Source organism: Zymobacter palmae (assembly GCF_003610015.1).
In the GTDB taxonomy this organism is placed as follows: Bacteria; Pseudomonadota; Gammaproteobacteria; order Pseudomonadales; family Halomonadaceae; genus Zymobacter; species Zymobacter palmae.
The window spans coordinates 1479563-1495224 of the sequence record NZ_AP018933.1 but is presented as its reverse complement, the minus strand read 5'-3'; the positions used below and the strand labels follow the sequence as shown (position 1 = coordinate 1495224).

15 protein-coding genes are annotated in these 15662 nt (G+C 56.6%); 10 read left to right on the top strand and 5 right to left on the bottom strand.

The annotated features are described in order from the left end of the window. Positions 1-53: 53 nt before the first annotated feature. Genes ZBT109_RS06695 through bioB form a run of 4 tightly spaced genes read right to left on the bottom strand, consistent with a single transcriptional unit; the run spans position 54 to position 3869 of the window. Positions 54-866, bottom strand: coding sequence for a methyltransferase (locus ZBT109_RS06695; protein ID WP_051524027.1), 813 nt, complete (start codon positions 864-866; stop codon positions 54-56). Further along, positions 863-1612, bottom strand: a complete 750-nt coding sequence (locus ZBT109_RS06690; protein ID WP_027705731.1) for an alpha/beta fold hydrolase — start codon at positions 1610-1612, stop codon at positions 863-865. Before ZBT109_RS06690 ends, ZBT109_RS06695 begins: the two co-directional genes overlap by 4 nt. Beyond that, on the bottom strand, positions 1606-2808 hold the full coding sequence (locus tag ZBT109_RS06685) for an aminotransferase class I/II-fold pyridoxal phosphate-dependent enzyme (protein ID WP_051524026.1): 1203 nt from the start codon (positions 2806-2808) through the stop codon (positions 1606-1608). The genes ZBT109_RS06690 and ZBT109_RS06685 overlap by 7 nt, the downstream gene beginning before the upstream one ends. Positions 2809-2813: 5 nt before the next feature. Continuing rightward, positions 2814-3869 carry a biotin synthase BioB gene (bioB, locus tag ZBT109_RS06680; protein WP_027705730.1) on the bottom strand — a complete coding sequence of 352 codons (1056 nt, stop codon included), beginning with the start codon at positions 3867-3869 and terminating at the stop codon, positions 2814-2816. Positions 3870-4103: 234 nt separating this feature from the next. On the opposite strand from bioB, the gene ZBT109_RS06675 reads away from it, so the two are divergent. From ZBT109_RS06675 to ZBT109_RS06660, 4 genes are all read left to right on the top strand, one after another. Continuing rightward, positions 4104-4808, top strand: coding sequence for an MgtC/SapB family protein (locus tag ZBT109_RS06675; RefSeq protein WP_051524024.1), 705 nt, complete (start codon positions 4104-4106; stop codon positions 4806-4808). Positions 4809-4824: 16 nt separating this feature from the next. Then, positions 4825-5793 (top strand): lipid kinase YegS, encoded by a 969-nt coding sequence (yegS, locus tag ZBT109_RS06670; protein ID WP_084261870.1) that lies wholly within the window; start codon positions 4825-4827, stop codon positions 5791-5793. Between the two features lie 93 nt (positions 5794-5886). Beyond that, positions 5887-6222: a hypothetical protein gene (locus ZBT109_RS06665; RefSeq protein WP_027705728.1), complete on the top strand. Its 336-nt coding sequence runs from the start codon at positions 5887-5889 to the stop codon at positions 6220-6222. Positions 6223-6462: 240 nt separating this feature from the next. After that, the gene (locus ZBT109_RS06660; RefSeq protein ID WP_051524022.1) at positions 6463-7029 is read left to right on the top strand and encodes a GNAT family N-acetyltransferase; all 567 of its coding nucleotides are present in this window, start codon (positions 6463-6465) and stop codon (positions 7027-7029) included. Between the two features lie 358 nt (positions 7030-7387). Here ZBT109_RS06660 and ZBT109_RS06655 read toward each other — a convergent pair whose 3' ends face one another. Then, the gene (locus ZBT109_RS06655; RefSeq protein ID WP_051524021.1) at positions 7388-8155 is read right to left on the bottom strand and encodes a DUF481 domain-containing protein; all 768 of its coding nucleotides are present in this window, start codon (positions 8153-8155) and stop codon (positions 7388-7390) included. A 330-nt stretch (positions 8156-8485) separates the two neighbouring features. Here ZBT109_RS06655 and ZBT109_RS06650 point away from each other — a divergent pair, with 330 nt between their 5' ends. From ZBT109_RS06650 to ZBT109_RS06625, 6 genes are all read left to right on the top strand, one after another. Then, positions 8486-9472: a serine/threonine protein kinase gene (locus ZBT109_RS06650; protein ID WP_027705726.1), complete on the top strand. Its 987-nt coding sequence runs from the start codon at positions 8486-8488 to the stop codon at positions 9470-9472. An 87-nt stretch (positions 9473-9559) separates the two neighbouring features. Beyond that, positions 9560-10135, top strand: a complete 576-nt coding sequence (gene folE / locus ZBT109_RS06645; RefSeq protein WP_027705725.1) for a GTP cyclohydrolase I FolE — start codon at positions 9560-9562, stop codon at positions 10133-10135. A gap of 821 nt (positions 10136-10956) precedes the next feature. Further along, positions 10957-11577, top strand: a complete 621-nt coding sequence (nfuA, locus tag ZBT109_RS06640; protein WP_027705724.1) for a Fe-S biogenesis protein NfuA — start codon at positions 10957-10959, stop codon at positions 11575-11577. A gap of 310 nt (positions 11578-11887) precedes the next feature. Continuing rightward, the gene (locus ZBT109_RS06635) at positions 11888-13207 is read left to right on the top strand and encodes an Nramp family divalent metal transporter (RefSeq protein WP_197714376.1); all 1320 of its coding nucleotides are present in this window, start codon (positions 11888-11890) and stop codon (positions 13205-13207) included. 130 nt (positions 13208-13337) lie between these two features. After that, the gene (locus tag ZBT109_RS06630) at positions 13338-14681 is read left to right on the top strand and encodes a DUF445 domain-containing protein (RefSeq protein WP_027705723.1); all 1344 of its coding nucleotides are present in this window, start codon (positions 13338-13340) and stop codon (positions 14679-14681) included. A 185-nt stretch (positions 14682-14866) separates the two neighbouring features. After that, positions 14867-15568: a PspA/IM30 family protein gene (locus ZBT109_RS06625; RefSeq protein ID WP_027705722.1), complete on the top strand. Its 702-nt coding sequence runs from the start codon at positions 14867-14869 to the stop codon at positions 15566-15568. Positions 15569-15662: the final 94 nt, after the last annotated feature.

Sequence of the window (15662 nt, the reverse complement as noted above, 5' to 3'; positions counted from 1 at the left end):
GACGCTCCTTGTCGAAGAATGAAAAGAAAGACGGTTTACCGCTAGGACAGCGTTCAGCGCGGTTTGTGCAAAATCACAAAATGCGTGTCATAGCGGGCAGGGATTCCCTGTGGCTCGCGGACGTTATCGCTGGCTGCCGTTAGCTGACGTAGCCATGTGCGTCCTTTCAGCCCGCGCCGTGAAGACGCCGGTCCCTGAGCGCCCAGTTGTGACAGCCCGCGCATTAACTGGATGACATCAGCATAGTGGCAACAGAAGGACTGGCGACGGTGATGTGACAGCTGTAATGCACAGTGGTGCAGCGTCTCGTAGAGTCGCTCTACACTCATAAATGAAGAGGGATGGGGTCGTCCGCTCACCTGTTGCTGGAGCTGGCGCAGTTCACGCAGGGTGTCATCGCCCAGTGTCGAGAACGACAGCCAGCCACCGGGGCGCAGGCAACGATAGGCTTCCTCCAAAAATAGCCCCAAATCGTCAAGCCACTGAAGCGCAAGGCTTGAATAAAGCCGGTCGACGCTACCGGTGCTAAAGGGCAGGCGAGCAGCATCGGCCTGTAGCCACTGTATGGCGTTGCTGCGCGAGGACCGTGCTTTCAGCAGCATGGGGTGTGCGATATCAATGCCGCAGAGCGGGCCGGCTTGTGGTGCACGCTGTCGGGCCAGGCGCTGGGTCAGATAGCCCGTGCCGCAGCCCACGTCGATCCAGCGTTCATTCGATGACGGGCTTGGCAGCCGTTGCTGTGTCTGGGCAAGCAGGCTTTCAGCAATGCCGCGTTGTAGCACGGCCGCACCGTCATAGGTGGCGGCTGCCTGTGCAAAGCGTCTACCGATATCGCTGTGCCGCGAGGAGGAAGCCATGACCGTCATGCGTCGGCACCATCCTTGAGCAGGTCCGCTATTTGACGAGCAATGTGCTCGGCGTGAGTCAACGGTAGCAAGTGACCCGCATCGTTCAGCACATCGCTTTGCATGCCTCGCGCCATCAACTCGGCTGCTGCCGTACACGGCACCAGCGCATCGTGAGCGGCAAAAACATGACGGCATAAATACTGTTTATTTACCCAGTATGTCGATAAATCGGTACTCTGAAGCCATTCAAGCTGGCGCTGACCCTCATCAACTGACAGGGTTAAATCGAGCCAATCCCCCATCATCGTCCGCAGTGCACGAGGGTTGGAACAGCCCTGCAATGCCATGCGAGCAAAGTGGTGCAGGGTGTCCTGCGGGCGCCGCTGCCAGGCTTGTGCGAAGCCCCTAAAGTCGTGTGGCGGCATGGCGCAAGGCCAGTGATCATCGGCTACGAAGCGCAGGTTGGTGCCCAGCGTTATCAGTGCGGCCGTGCGTGCATCCGGCAGTGCTGCCAGCCGCGATGCCAGCAGCCCACCGAGTGACCAACCGAGGTAGCAGATCCTTGCATCAGGGGACGATAGCGCCTCACAGGGCAGCCACTGGTCACGCCATTTCTGCAGGTCGTTATTATGCTGTATGGATGAACAGTGTTGAGTGGGGGTCGCGTATCGAGCGTCTGGGAAATGCTTCTGCAGAGCGTCACGCAGCGGCATCATAACCTCGGCGGTAAAGCCCCAGCCTTTGAGCAGTACGAAGGTCAGCATGAGGCTTCTCCGTGTAGAGCTGTGCGTGCCACATAGGCCGTGGCCAGTATGTCGACCAATTGAGTCAGTAGCGCCGGTGTGTGAATCGCTGACAGCGTGACGCGTAGACGGGCGGTGCCCTCGGGTACGGTCGGGGGGCGGATGGCACCAATCTGGAAGCCGTGAGCCGCTGCCGCATCACGCATGGCCATTACGGTGGGAATGTCACCCACGATGAGAGGCTGAATCGGGCTGGTCGAGGCTGTCAGAGGCAGCCCGGCCTGTGCCGCCAGCGCACGGAAGAGGGCTATGTTGTGTTCAAGCTGGACACGGCGTTCTGGCTCTTGGCGCGCAATGGTCACGCTGGCACAGGCGGCATGGGCGAGGGCAGGAGACAGGCTGGTGGTATAGACGTACGGGCGCGCAAATTGCACCAGTGTGTCGATCAATAGCCGACTGCCTGCAATAAAGGCCCCTTGCAGCCCAAGTGCCTTGCTGAGCGTACCAACCAGTACGGGTACTTCATGTGGTGCATCAACACCCTCCGCTTCGGCCAGTCCAGCGCCCGAGGCCCCCAGCACGCCCACGCCATGCGCATCATCAACGATCAGTAGCGCATCGTGCTGCTGACTGAGCCGTACCATATCGCGCAGTGGTGCGGTATCACCGTCCATGCTGAACAGCCCATCACTGACTACGGCAACGCGCCGGTTGCGGTCGGTCGAGGTGTGCTGTTCACGTTCATGCTGCAGGCGTCGTTCGAGCGCGGCCATGTCCAAGTGTGGGTAGCGTTTGAGGCGTGCCCCACTCAATCGCGCGCCATCCAGCAGCGACGCATGGTTGAGCCGATCACCCAGCACAACATCACCCTGTGAAAGCAATGCGTCGTGGATGGCGAGGTTGGCCTGAAAGCCGCTCGGGAAAACCAGCGCATCTTCTCGTCCCAGCCAGTCGGCCAGTAAGCCTTCTAGCTGTGCATGGGCATCGGTCTGCCCCGTGACCAGCGCCGAGGCACCGCTACCGGCCCCGTAGCGCCTGGCACCATCAGCCAGCGCTTCTACGATACGAGGATCGCGGGCCAGTCCCAGATAATCGTTGCCGGCCATATCGTACGCAGGCGAAGCCAGCGTCAGTGTTCTACGCTGACGGAGGCATTGGGCCTGACGGCGCTCATCAAGCGCCGCTTCCAGATCGGAGGCAAAAGGAATTCCCATCATGGCGGTCAGTTCGCTGCGGCGTCGGTCGCGATGTCGGCGAAGCGCTGAGAGGCGATCGACTGCTCGATGGCCAGATCCAGCGTATCGTCATCGAACGCTTCGTGATGAGGCACACCGCGCATGCCAAGGCGCTCCAGCAGCTTCATGTCATGCTCGGTAGCGGCGTTGCCAGCGGTCAGCAGCTTCTCACCGTAGAAGATCGAGTTGGCCCCCGCAAAGAATGCCATTGCTTGCAGTTCATCGGTCATCTGCGCGCGGCCAGCGGCCAGACGCACGCGCGAGCGCGGCATTAGGATACGCGCAGTGGCGATCACGCGAATAAACTCGATGGGGTCGATATCTTCGACATCCTCAAGCGGGGTGCCTTTGACTTTGACCAGCATATTGATCGGTACACTTTCCGGGTGCTCATCAAGATTGGCCAGCTGCTGCAGGAAGCCCGCGCGGTCGAAGGCCGATTCACCCATGCCGACGATCCCGCCACAGCAGACCTTCATGCCCGCCTTGCGCACGTTCGCCAGCGTGTCGAGACGATCCTCGAAGCGGCGTGTGGTGATGATGGAGCTGTAATATTCCGGCGAAGTATCGATATTGTGATTGTAGTAATCGAGACCGGCATCGGCGAGCGCATGAGCTTGATCCTCATTGAGCTGGCCCAGTGTCATGCAGGTTTCCATCCCCAGCGCGCGTACGCCCTTGATCATCTCAATCACATAAGGCCAATCGCGTGTGGTCGGATGCTTCCAGGCCGCACCCATGCAGAAGCGCGTCGCACCTGCCGCTTTGGCCTTGCGTGCTTCCTCAATCACTTTCTCGACCTTCATCAGGCGTTCCTTATCGACGCCCGTGGTGTAGTGGCCCGACTGGGGACAGTACTTGCAGTCTTCAGGACATGCCCCCGTCTTGATCGAGATCAGCATTGAGATCTGGATGTCGTTCGGGTCGAAATTCTGTCGATGCACGGTGTGGGCAAGGTACAGCAGTTCGTGGAACGGGCGCTTCAACAGATCGTCGATCTCTTGGCGTGTCCAGTCGTGGCGGGGGGCGGTGATGTCGGTCATGTCGGCTCCTGAAGACGGAAATGGGGCAAAGTCTGTCGCGCACCCTTCGAGATGTCAACCAGTAGTCGTTATAGTGGTTGACAGTGGAGATGCCAGCACGTTCGATGCACTCTTTTTCATCTAGTGCGCATTTTCAGGTTCTGGCGAGCGACAAAAAACGTTACGATTCATTCCGTAGGCCGTTAGAACAAGACCTATCCTTTTGAGAGCCATCATCATGAAAGGGGCGGCAGCATGATTGAGACAGTGCTGGGAGCGGAATGGGGCGGTATTCTTGTCCACCTGCTTGTGGCGTGGGGTATCGGTAGCCTGATCGGACTGGAACGCAGCTTCCACGGTCGCGCCGCTGGGTTTCGGACACACGCGTTGGTGTGTGTGTCGTCGGCACTGTTGACGCTGATCACAACATATCAGCACTTATGGCTGCCTGCGGGAATCGGGCACGTACAGACGGACCCGACGCGCATGGCGCAGGGCATTATGACCGGTATCGGGTTTCTCGGGGCCGGTGTGATTCTCAAGGAAGGTTTGACGGTACGCGGCCTGACGACGGCCGCGTCCATTTGGATTACCGCATCGATTGGGGTGCTGGTGGGAATGGGGTTCTGGTGGCCCGCGTTGCTGACGACCTTTATCACCTTGATGACGTTGGCAACTTTTCGCTGGGTGGAAAGTCATATGCACCGGCAGCGCTTCGTGAGTGCCTCGCTCAAGTTCCCCAGCCATCAGGTGCCCGACGAAAGCGAATTACGAGCACATATCGAACAGCTGGGCTGTCGCGTGGTTAGCATGAGCTATCACATGAGCTATGCCACTCAGACCTTCGAGTATCAGATGGTCGTGCTGACATGGTCCCGTGATGCTTTGGCTGTCCTGTGTCGACAGTTCCGCGATATGGAGCATCTGGTCGGATTCCGATTGAGTCCTGTTGGAGGTTGAAGGAGCGTTACCCCACATGCTGCTGATCATCAATGGCAAGTCCAATGAACATCCCACATTGCGCAGAACCGTCATGCAGCTGCGCAAGGAAGGCATACCGCTGGACGTCCGGGTGACGTGGGAAGCAGGCGATGTCGCGCGCTTCATTCATGAAGCGGCTGCGCAAGAGTGTCGCCGTGTGATCGTCGGTGGTGGAGACGGCACGCTGCACGAAGCGGTAAACGGGTTGATGGCACTGCCACCGGATCAGCGCCCAACGCTGGGCATCGTCCCACTGGGCACGGCCAACGATTTCGCGACGGCGGCAGGCATTCCGGCCGATCCGGGTGACGCATTGACCTTTGCCGTACGCGGTACGTCATTTCCCATCGACGTTGGTTTGATCAACGATGTCTATTTCCTGAATATGGCGTCGGGTGGATTTGGGGCCAAGGTGACGGCCTCTACGCCGGCCGCATTGAAGAAGACACTGGGCGGTGGGGCCTACTCACTGGTCGGCGCGTTTCGGTTCTTGAACTTTTCCCCCTATAAGGGGCGTCTAAAGTTACCGGGGCTTGAAGAAGATGTATCGACGGTCATCTTTGCGATTGGCAATGGGCGGCAGGCTGGAGGGGCTCAGGAACTGGCACCGCGCGCCTATATCGACGATGGCCTGCTGGATGTATTGGTGCTGAAATCGTTTCGTATCTGGGAATTGCCGCGCCTGATTCGTGACCTTGAGCGTCTGGCCCCCAACGGTAACCTCGTGCGCTATTTTCAGGTCCCCAGTCTTGAATTCGAGTGCGATGAGGCGATGCCGATCAATCTCGATGGCGAAATGCAGGAATACGAACATATCAGTATGCAGGTTCAGCCGCTGGCGCTGGATGTGACGCTGCCGAAGAATTGCAAACTTCTGCTGCGAAACTTGGGGGATAGCCCTCGTGACGCTGATGCAGAAGAGTTCATCAGTGCGGATGCCGACGTCTTCCATAAGGAGGATTGACGCGCCGCATTAAGATATGCGCTACTGCGCACGACGTATCGCTGGAAGATACAGCGCAGCGATGCATATCGTTTTAGCTAAGGAGAGGCAACGATGAAAAAATCAATGATGTGGGCGAGTGTTGTTGGGGTTGTAGGTGCGATGGCACTGGCAGGCTGTCAGAAACATGATGACGCTGCACCGGTAACACCGGAAGCCAGCACGACCACCACCATGACGCAGCAGTCGGCACCGGAAGCGCCTGCGTCCAGCACCACGACCACAACTACCGATACGACGACAGCGCCGGCCGCTACCGATGCTGCAGGCAGCAACACGGCTCTGCCGGCGGATCAGACTGACGACATGTCGAACATGAACAGCAGCGACGCGGCCAAACCGTCCACGCTGCCTGATTCACAGTCCGGCACGGCGGAAGACAACCGCTAAGCCTTTCTCGACGCACCCTCTGTGCGTCGATGACATCGCCCATGCCGACCGCGTGGGCGATGTCGTTTATGGCTTCCGCTGATAGCCTTGACCCCATCAGCATAAAAGATATCCCTCATTGGGCAACGCTGCCGCCTGCCGTTAACATGAAATGATCCGTTCGAATGCTGTGCCTGAACGGCGTGCTTTTGTTGTGCACGCCAAGACGGCCAGATTTATTTCACACATGGACATGCAGCCATGGCAATGACGCAACGACCCGATTCCTCTACGCTGTGGCGCACGACACCACAGCCTACCGGATGGACCTGGGCCCGCGAGGGAAGCGGGCGAGATGCGCGCGCGGCCGGACGCCTCGTCAGCCGCAATATGAGGTCTTACTGGAAGGCACGCGACATGCGTTTCAGCCTTTCCGTGTTTCTCAAGCACTGGCCGACTCAGCACAGCCTGCTGTGGCGCCCTCGCCACCGTGTGCATGGGTTGCTGTCATGGACGCTCAGCGGCGAGCATGCCCACCTGTGCGAATTTCAGCTCGACGAAGGCTATCGTGGCCACGGTATCGGCACGGCTCTGCTTTCCAGCTGGCTGCTCGAGTGCTATCGGCAGGGCGTTCGCACTGTAGAACTGCGCGTTTTCCGCGATAATCCTGCCTACCACCTCTATACCCGCTTTGGATTCTGGGCGCTTGCCGTCGATCCTGACATTTCGGGCTTCATGACCATGCGTTGTCGCTTGGATGAGCGTCAAAAGGCCCATATCGAACGTCTGGCGCGTGCCGCACATGTACCGGTATCGCTCAGCGCCTAGCCACGCGTTCTGCTCCCCGTGATGCATAATCCTGGCGTACGGCGCATCCTTGCAGGTGGCTTGATTTCGCCGCCGTGAGACGCAAGTCCTAGATTGATCTCAGCATACAACGTGTAGTTGAGGCGATCCGCCATGGCCCCGGTGCCTGCATGCCATGTCCGCCGATGCGTGTCCGCAAGCGCCATGTCATCAAGAATGTGATGAAGCGATAAGTGCCCGGTAGACGGGTCGCGAGTCTGTCATAGCGAGCAACAATGTACAGCGAGCTGCCCGAAATTAAAAAAGCCACCCGAGAACCTGCGGGTGGCTTTTTTGTCTTCTGAAACAGCGCCGTGTCTTTGCGCCGTCGAAGAGTGGGTCAGAAACCGTAGATCAGCGAGACGGTCGTCGTGCTGTCGGTCTTATGCGTTGTGTCTGCCGGCGGGTTGCTGTTGTGCTCAATGGCATAGGCCAGACGCAGCGTGAAATCCTTGTTGATGCTGACGTTCAACGCGGATTCTGAATCAGTGGTCGTGTTATTGCCCGCGTACTGCAGGCCGATGCGCTGGGTGAAGTTGGCCGTGTCGGAGATGTGGTAGGCGTAGTTCAGCGCACCGTAAGCGATCAGACGCGTATCGCTGCCGCCTGAGGTCAGGTCATCATGACGAATACCCGGACCGGCCTCGACAGACAGCGAGTGGGGCGGGCCTACCAGAATCTGGCGACCATAACCGCCGGCTAGTACGGTACGGGAGTGATAGCCCGCGAAGCGGTCGCTGGTCCAGCGCAGCTGACCGAACAGATAGTTGCGGTTGGTCAGGTTGTAGCGGGTACGGCCACCCAACTGGTAGCGCTCAGCAGTCGTTTCGTCATCACTGGAGGCGCTATTGGCATTAGCCCAGATACTGTAGGAGTGATCCTTGCGGAACCACGTGGCGTAAGCCCCTGCGTTGAGCGTCTTGGAGTCGGTGTTGCCCGAATGGCCGGTATACCCCAGTTGGGCTTTGCCATCGAAGGGTTTTTTAGCAGTGCTGGGGTCGTCTAGGGCTTCGAAATCCGTAACATCTGCCATGGCCGAAAAGGAATGAGCGGCGGCCAACAGGCCCACGGAGAACAGTAAGGTGTGTCTGAGGTTCAGAAATGCCACTGTCTGGCTCCAGTTGAAGATTCAGGAAAAGAAGAATGCAATATCAGTCACATTGACTGCGTCGAGTATAGGAAACACTGTACGCGAATTACCAGCCTGGCAGTAAGGAGGCGCTCAAGAATACCGACCCGGACAGGTGCTATCGCCATAGAGGCCAAGCGTACTCCTTGAGCTTTGCTTATCGAAAGCTAATGCTGAGCGAGGGCGTTTTTTCCCTACTCGCTGCACAAAGCCACTGGCTCCGCCCTGACCGTGCTATTGATAGAGGGAACAGGTATGCTTGAGTCATCAGGTCCACTCATTGTGGCTGGCTACCCAGAGAGCGTGTTCATGCCCGAAACCACTGCACCCTTTGCCCACCTTTCACCCGACCGCGTAGCGAGTGCGATTGAGTCGCTCGGGTTCTATCTTCAATCTGAACCGTTTGCCTTGAACAGCTACGAAAATCGCGTGTACCTGTTTCGCGACGATGACGGACAGCGTTGGGTAGCCAAATTTTACCGCCCTGAGCGTTGGAGCGATGCGGCTATTCTGGACGAACATCGCTTTATCACCGCTTTGGCGGAGGAAGATGTCGCCGTCGGTACGCTGTGGCACGACGATGATGGGCAGACGTTGCATCGGGTCGATGGGTATCGCTTAGCCATCTTCCAGCATATTGCCGGTAGAGCACCATCACTGGATACACCGGATGATCTCTTTGCGCTGGGTGAGCTGATCGGCAAACTGCACAGTGTTGCGCAGCGCTGCACGTTGCCTAATCGTCCGCAGCTGGAATGGGGCGCTATGGCGCGACAGGCGCGCGATACCGTGTTGGCATCGGCACCGTTGTCTACGTTCCAGCGTGAGGCCTATCAGCGTGTGACAGATTCTCTGTTACGTGCATTCGACGCACTTCCGCAGCAGGAGATGGTCTGCCATCCTGTTCATGGCGATTGCCATATCGGCAATGTGCTCGGCGACGCCGAACACGGCTTTGCGCTGGTGGATTTCGATGACTGTCTGACCGCACCTGCGGTTCAGGATCTCTGGATGTTCCTGAGCGGGGATCGTGAAGACGAGCGCCGTCAGCAGCTGTCCGAGCTGATTGAAGGCTACGAATCGTGGCATGACTTCGATCGTCGTCAGCTGGTGCTGATCGAACCACTGGCAACATTGCGTATCATGCGTCATGCCGCGTGGCTGCTTGCGCGCTGGAGCGACCCTGCATTTCCTGTCGCCTTTCCTGATATCAAACAGAGTGGCTTCTGGGACGAGCACCTTCGCATATTGGAAGGGCAGGCCCAGGTGCTTGCATCACCTCTTCAACTGGCTTGACACTGCGCTCACCGAGATGAGTGCGGTATACTTCCCGGCCTTCAACCTTCTGGCCGATGATTCCGTTTGGGAGCAGACAAGATTCTCATGAGTGATACAGACAACAAGACCACGACAGATGCGCTCACCGACTACTACCGCGACGTCATTACCCTGCTGGGTGAAGATGTGGAGCGCGAAGGGCTGGTAGATACTCCCTCACGTGCTGCCAAGGCGATGCAGTTCCTGACCCACGGCTATGGCTTGTCGCTCGAAGAGGTCGTTAATGGCGCGGTCTTTACCAGCGAAAGCGATGAAATGGTGCTGGTCAAAGACATTGAGCTTTACTCACTGTGCGAGCACCATATTCTGCCGTTTATCGGGCGCTGCCATATTGCCTATCTGCCTAACGGCAAGGTGTTGGGGCTGTCTAAGTTTGCACGTATCGTCGATATGTACGCGCGCCGTCTGCAGATTCAGGAACAGTTGACGCTGCAGATCGCTCAGGCTGTTGAAGAGGTGACGGGCGCCAAAGGGGTCGCCGTCGTGATTGAAGCTCGCCATATGTGCATGATGATGCGCGGCGTGCAGAAACAGAATTCCAGCATGACCACCTCTGTGATGCGCGGTGGCTTCCGTGAAAACCATCGTACCCGCCAGGAATTCCTTAGCCTGATCAAGTGATCGGCGAGACAGGCAAGGGCCCTGAATACGGTATATCCGTAAAGCGCCTTTGCCTGATAAACCCTCGGGCGAGTAAGTCACCGATGATACGCGGCAATTTTCCCGCTATCCCCCATGCCGTACGCCGCGAACGATGAGAGTCAGAGGTCCGTGGCAAGCGGATATTTTTGTCATGAATTCGCTTGTTGTGGCCGTGTGAGATGTCTGGCGATGTGTGCTGGCGGGTTTCGTTAAGGCGGAAAGGGTGCTTGGCTTAGGGAAGGACGCTGGCGCGTATGTTCCATGCGGTAAAGTCTGATTCTTGGCAAAAAACCGGCAGGCCCTGAATGCGAATAAAAAAGGCCATTTGCGCGATGCCATGCGTCCATCACGCAAGGGCTTTTGATGGCATGAATAACGTGAATAAAAAGGGAGCGGACTCAGGCATCGACTGTTTCAATCCGCAAGACATTAGCCTCGCGCTAATATCAACAGTGGCCATTCCGCTCCCTGACCGCGTGCTGCGATGAATATGCGGCTACCTTATTTATGGCAGCTACTTCGACGTTCGTCAGCGTGGTGCTTTGTCACATAATGGTGCACTAAGATACCTGCGCCCTATTTATTGTTCGGCACTAATGCATACCATCCATTGTTTTTTCAGCGTGTTACCCTCATTTTCTGTAGACTTTCACCCAGCACTTTCAGTGCGAGAGTAAGGTCTCTTCCTACACCATGCTGTTAGGGTTAAATCGCTTTTCCGACTATTTTTGTAGGACTTTGTATTCAGCGTCGGATGGCGTACCATGTGCATAACAGCCTAACTAAGTCGGAGAACGTTCATGACGTCATCCACGGCCGTCCAGACAGCGCCGCACAACCCGATAGCTATTTCCGATGCGGCTCGCGACTACCTCGCCGAGCTGCTGGCGCGACAGGAAGTCGAAGGCATCGGCGTTCGCGTGTTTGTGACCCAACCGGGTACCCCGCGCGCCGAGACCTGTCTGGCATACTGCCGCCCGAATGAAGAAGAAGCAGGGGATCTGAAGTTCGACCTTGGCCCGTTTCCGCTCTATATCGAGGCCAACAGTGCTTCGTTCCTTGAAGAGGCTGAAGTCGATTTCAGCGCCGATCGCATGGGCGGACAGCTCACCATTAAGGCCCCCAACGCTAAGATGCCGAAGGTTAGCGCGGACAGTCCGCTGGCGGATCGCATCAACTACACGTTGTATGCTGAGATCAACCCAGGACTTGCGTCTCACGGCGGCGAAATCAAGCTGGTTGAAGTCACAGAAGACAACATCGCTATTTTGCAGTTCGGTGGTGGGTGCCAAGGGTGCTCCGCTGTCGACTTGACCCTCAAGGATGGGGTAGAGCGTACGTTGCTTGAGCGTATTCCTGAACTTAAGGGCGTACGTGACGTTACTGACCACACGGATACCAGCAACGCTTACTACTCGTAGTGATTGACGATGTCCGTGAAAGGCGACCTCCTTAACAGAGGTCGCCTTTTTCTTTGCACGTGTCACCGTGATTCTTTATATAAATATACCGTTATCTTCCATTCAAAATAAAAACCCCAATACCACTAGCTCATAGTTCATTAGTTATCCCTACCAATTGAATAGATATTTTCTCGCTGTTCTCTCTTGCAACGTGCTCATCCAACCTATAATTTAACCGAGGTAAAACTTTGATCTTGTCGTTTCAAAACAAGATTTAGGTAACCTTTTGGGTAAATTTCTTTGAATACCAACTACATAGAGGCCTATTGTGAGTCAATCCTCTCGCACTAAACACTACGATGAGCTGGCCGCCTCTCAGATTTCACTACCACAAGGGGCGGGTAAGGCACGACGCTTTCTCGCTTTCATCGGTCCCGGACTGATGGTATCGGTAGGGTATATGGACCCGGGTAACTGGGCGACATCGCTGGAGGGTGGTTCGCGCTTTGGATACACCTTGCTGTTTATTGTGCTGCTTTCCAGCCTGATGGCTATCGTACTGCAGTCACTGTGCGCTCGATTAGGTATTGCTACTGACCGAGACTTAGCTCAGTCCTGTCGACGCCATTGCAGCCGACCGATCAATATCGCGCTCTGGCTTCTCTGCGAGCTGGCGATCATCGCGTGCGACCTTGCAGAAGTCATTGGGACTGCTGTCGCCATCAAGCTGCTGTTTGGTCTACCAATCTGGATGGGAGCAGTCCTAACCATTCTCGACACGCTGTTGCTGCTGATGCTGATCCGCCTTGGGTTCCGCTGGTTAGAAGCCTTCGTCGGGGCAATGCTGATCATCATCTTTGCCTGCTTTACCATCGAGTTGGCACTGGCTCAGCCGTCATTTGCAGCGATCGCTCACGGGTTCTTAATGCCGGACCAGCGCATCATCACTCAATCGGACATGCTCTATATCGCTATCGGAATCATCGGTGCGACAGTCATGCCGCATAACCTGTATCTGCACTCGGCACTGGTCAAGACGCGTGCCTTCGAGCGCACCGAAGAAGGGCGGCGCGAAGCCATCCGTTGGGCATCGCTCGACAGTACGCTGTCGCTGATCATGGCACTGTTCGTCAATGCGGGCATTCTGATTTTGGCGGCAGCTGTCTTCTTCCGCTCTGGCAATGTGGTAACGGAAATCGAGCAGGCCTATGAACTGATCTCACCGCTGGTCGGCGCTACCGGTGCCGCCACGTTGTTCGGTATCGCCTTGCTGGCATCGGGGCTGAACTCGACCATCACAGCGACACTGGCGGGTCAGGTCGTGATGGAAGGGTTTCTTAATCTGCGGATGTCCCCGGTACTGCGTCGACTGCTGACGCGAGCTCTGGCCATCATCCCCGTGTTGATCGTGATCGCACTGTACGGTGAGCAAGGAGCAGGGCGCTTGCTGATCTTTAGCCAAGTTATCCTATCACTGCAGTTACCCTTTGCGGTGATTCCTCTGCTATGGTTTGTATCGAACCGCAAGGAAATGGGGCCGTTTGTCATTGGCTGGCGAATGCGCACCGTGGCATGGCTTATCGCCCTTGTCATTATCGTACTCAACGTTCTGCTGCTAAAGGATGCCGTGAACGCAATGCTAGGATAGGCTAGCGGCAGAAACATAGTATTATGCAATGGAAAGGGAAAGGTCACAGGGTTCATGCCGATAACGGTGTGTACTGCCTCGCCTTTCCCTTTGTTTGTATTACATGTTTCTGTTCAGGAGAGATCCTTACATGCCGCATTCGAACCCAAAGCCCACCGGTTCATGGCTTGCACGTCACCGTGGAGGCGTTGCGCTTTGCTGTTCCCTTGTTGGCTTTGTGCTGGCCGAGGTCGCCTCGCACTTTCGCTTACTTCCCGAGGATCTGTTGACGCTAGTCCGTGCCTTTTTTGAAGGTGCACTGGTGGGCAGTTTGGCCGACTGGTTCGCGGTCACCGCGATCTTCCATTACATCCCCATTCCTCTTCTGGCTCGTCATACCCACCTACTGGCACGCAAACGCGCGTCGATGACGGAAGGTATCGCGGATATGGTACAGAACCGCTGGCTGTCACCGGCGGCCATCCGTACTTGGCTTGACCGTGTGTCGTTCTGTGATCTGCTGGCAGGCTACCTGTTTGCCAAGCAAGGTGGGATGACCCGTCTGGAAACCTTCTCTCAACGAGGATTGTCCTTTCTAGCTCACCATGTCACGCATTCTAGCGTGACCCTGATGCTGTGCCGTTTCTGGCAACGCACGCTACATCGCTGCCCGTTGCCGAAAAAATTGACGCCTTGGCTGCTGCGCATGCTGCGTCATCCGGGCATGGAAGATCAGCTGTATCAACGGATGGCCTGCCTGATCGAGATGCTTCAGAGACACCCGCGCATTATGGCCAGCGTCAGCACCTCACTGGCAAACCAGCTCCAACTCTCGGCAACAAGCAGTACCTGGGCACGTACGCGGCTGTGGATCGGCAAACGTTTCCTCAAAGGAGACGACGATGCCGATAAACTGCGCTATCTGCTGGAAAAGGCACTAACAGGGTTGCAGCAGCAACTGCTGGATATGGCCGAAGATCCTCATCACCCCACGCGCCGTATCGTTCGCCGTCAGCTGTTTCTTGCCGTCCGCAAGGCTGATCACAATGGACAGTCGGCCCAATTGGTTGAAACGATTTGGCAGCGGGTACTGCCGGTACTGACTCATGCCGATACGGCCGAGCAGATGGCCCATCGCATTCAGAACGAACTGTCATCGCTGATGACGAACGACATGCACCTTCAGAAAACGATCCATGCTTTTGTATCGCATCAGGTCCGGCTCTTGCTGGTCGAACCCGCACGCCGCCAGTTCTGGGATGAGTATCTGCGAATTCAGTGTGTTGGCCTGCTGGAACGCTATCCTCACGTGGTTGGCAATATCGTTCGAGAATCCCTATCACCGGCACGCATGTCGACCGATCAAATGGTTAAGCAGATCGAGGATAAGGTCGGGCAAGAAATGCAGTGGATTCGCGTCAACGGTGCCGTGGTTGGTGGTCTGGTAGCAACAGGGCTGGCCTTGCTGCGTCTCGCTATCTCGGCATTGGGCTAGCGAAAAACGTACAAACGCGTACAGCAAGACGACATCATCTTGCGATCAGTAGGTCAACGTGATGTCATGATCAGGACTATGGGAAAAGAAAGTTGCTCCTATGTCCTTAAAAAAGCGACACTATATGCCTTTGGCAGGGATCGGTTCCGATCGTGGGCCACCTATAACGACAGGATGAATGATATATGAGTATCTGGAAAAAATTGCTGACGGCCATTCGCGGCGGCGCAACGGAAGTAGGGGAAGCCATCGTCGATACACAGGCCCTCCGTATTCTGGATCAGGAAATCCGTGACGCTGAAAGCGCACTGGCTCAAGCACGTCAGGAACTGGTTCGCATCATGGGTCAGCACAAGGTCGCAACGCAGAAATGCGATGAAATGGCGGCCAAGATCGCGGATCTGGAAAGCAAAGCGATGAAAGCCTTGGATGCAGGTCGTGAAGATCTGGCAACCGAGGTCGCTGAAGCTATCGCCCATCTGTCCACTCAGCACGATGCCGAACAACAGCTGGCGACTGAATTTGCCTCTAGCGTAGACAACATGCGCCAGAGCATCAGCAAAGCGGAACAACAGATTCGCGAACTGCGCCATCAAGCGGATATCGTCAAGGCTCGCGACAGCGTGCAGAAGGCACAGTCCAAAGCCCAGAGCGCTGCTACCGGTGCCCAAGGCAATGTCGGTAACGCAGCATCTACACTGGAGCGTCTCAAGGAACGCCAGCAGCAGCAGCAGGCACAGTTCGAAGCACAGGAAGCACTGGATTCTGAGCGTACGGGCAGCGACCTCGAGCAGAAACTGCGCGATGCTGGCATCACTCCGCAGGCAAACTCCGCTAGTGCCGTACTGGAACGCCTCAAGGCGTCGCGCAACGCCGACAGCGAGTAAGCTGAGCCTTATCCGTCAGCAGTGACTGGCGGATATCAATGCATTTCATGACCGCCGTGCGCTTTCATTAGGCACGGCGGTATCGTACATCTAC

Coding starts and splice junctions, on each gene's coding strand:
- ZBT109_RS06695 (WP_051524027.1), bottom strand. CDS start 866: ATGACGGTCATGGCTTCCTCCTCGCGGCACAGCGATATCGGTAGACGC.
- ZBT109_RS06690 (WP_027705731.1), bottom strand. CDS start 1,612: ATGCTGACCTTCGTACTGCTCAAAGGCTGGGGCTTTACCGCCGAGGTT.
- ZBT109_RS06685 (WP_051524026.1), bottom strand. CDS start 2,808: ATGATGGGAATTCCTTTTGCCTCCGATCTGGAAGCGGCGCTTGATGAG.
- bioB (WP_027705730.1), bottom strand. CDS start 3,869: ATGACCGACATCACCGCCCCCCGCCACGACTGGACACGCCAAGAGATC.
- ZBT109_RS06675 (WP_051524024.1), top strand. CDS start 4,104: ATGATTGAGACAGTGCTGGGAGCGGAATGGGGCGGTATTCTTGTCCAC.
- yegS (WP_084261870.1), top strand. CDS start 4,825: ATGCTGCTGATCATCAATGGCAAGTCCAATGAACATCCCACATTGCGC.
- ZBT109_RS06665 (WP_027705728.1), top strand. CDS start 5,887: ATGAAAAAATCAATGATGTGGGCGAGTGTTGTTGGGGTTGTAGGTGCG.
- ZBT109_RS06660 (WP_051524022.1), top strand. CDS start 6,463: ATGGCAATGACGCAACGACCCGATTCCTCTACGCTGTGGCGCACGACA.
- ZBT109_RS06650 (WP_027705726.1), top strand. CDS start 8,486: ATGCCCGAAACCACTGCACCCTTTGCCCACCTTTCACCCGACCGCGTA.
- folE (WP_027705725.1), top strand. CDS start 9,560: ATGAGTGATACAGACAACAAGACCACGACAGATGCGCTCACCGACTAC.
- nfuA (WP_027705724.1), top strand. CDS start 10,957: ATGACGTCATCCACGGCCGTCCAGACAGCGCCGCACAACCCGATAGCT.
- ZBT109_RS06630 (WP_027705723.1), top strand. CDS start 13,338: ATGCCGCATTCGAACCCAAAGCCCACCGGTTCATGGCTTGCACGTCAC.
- ZBT109_RS06625 (WP_027705722.1), top strand. CDS start 14,867: ATGAGTATCTGGAAAAAATTGCTGACGGCCATTCGCGGCGGCGCAACG.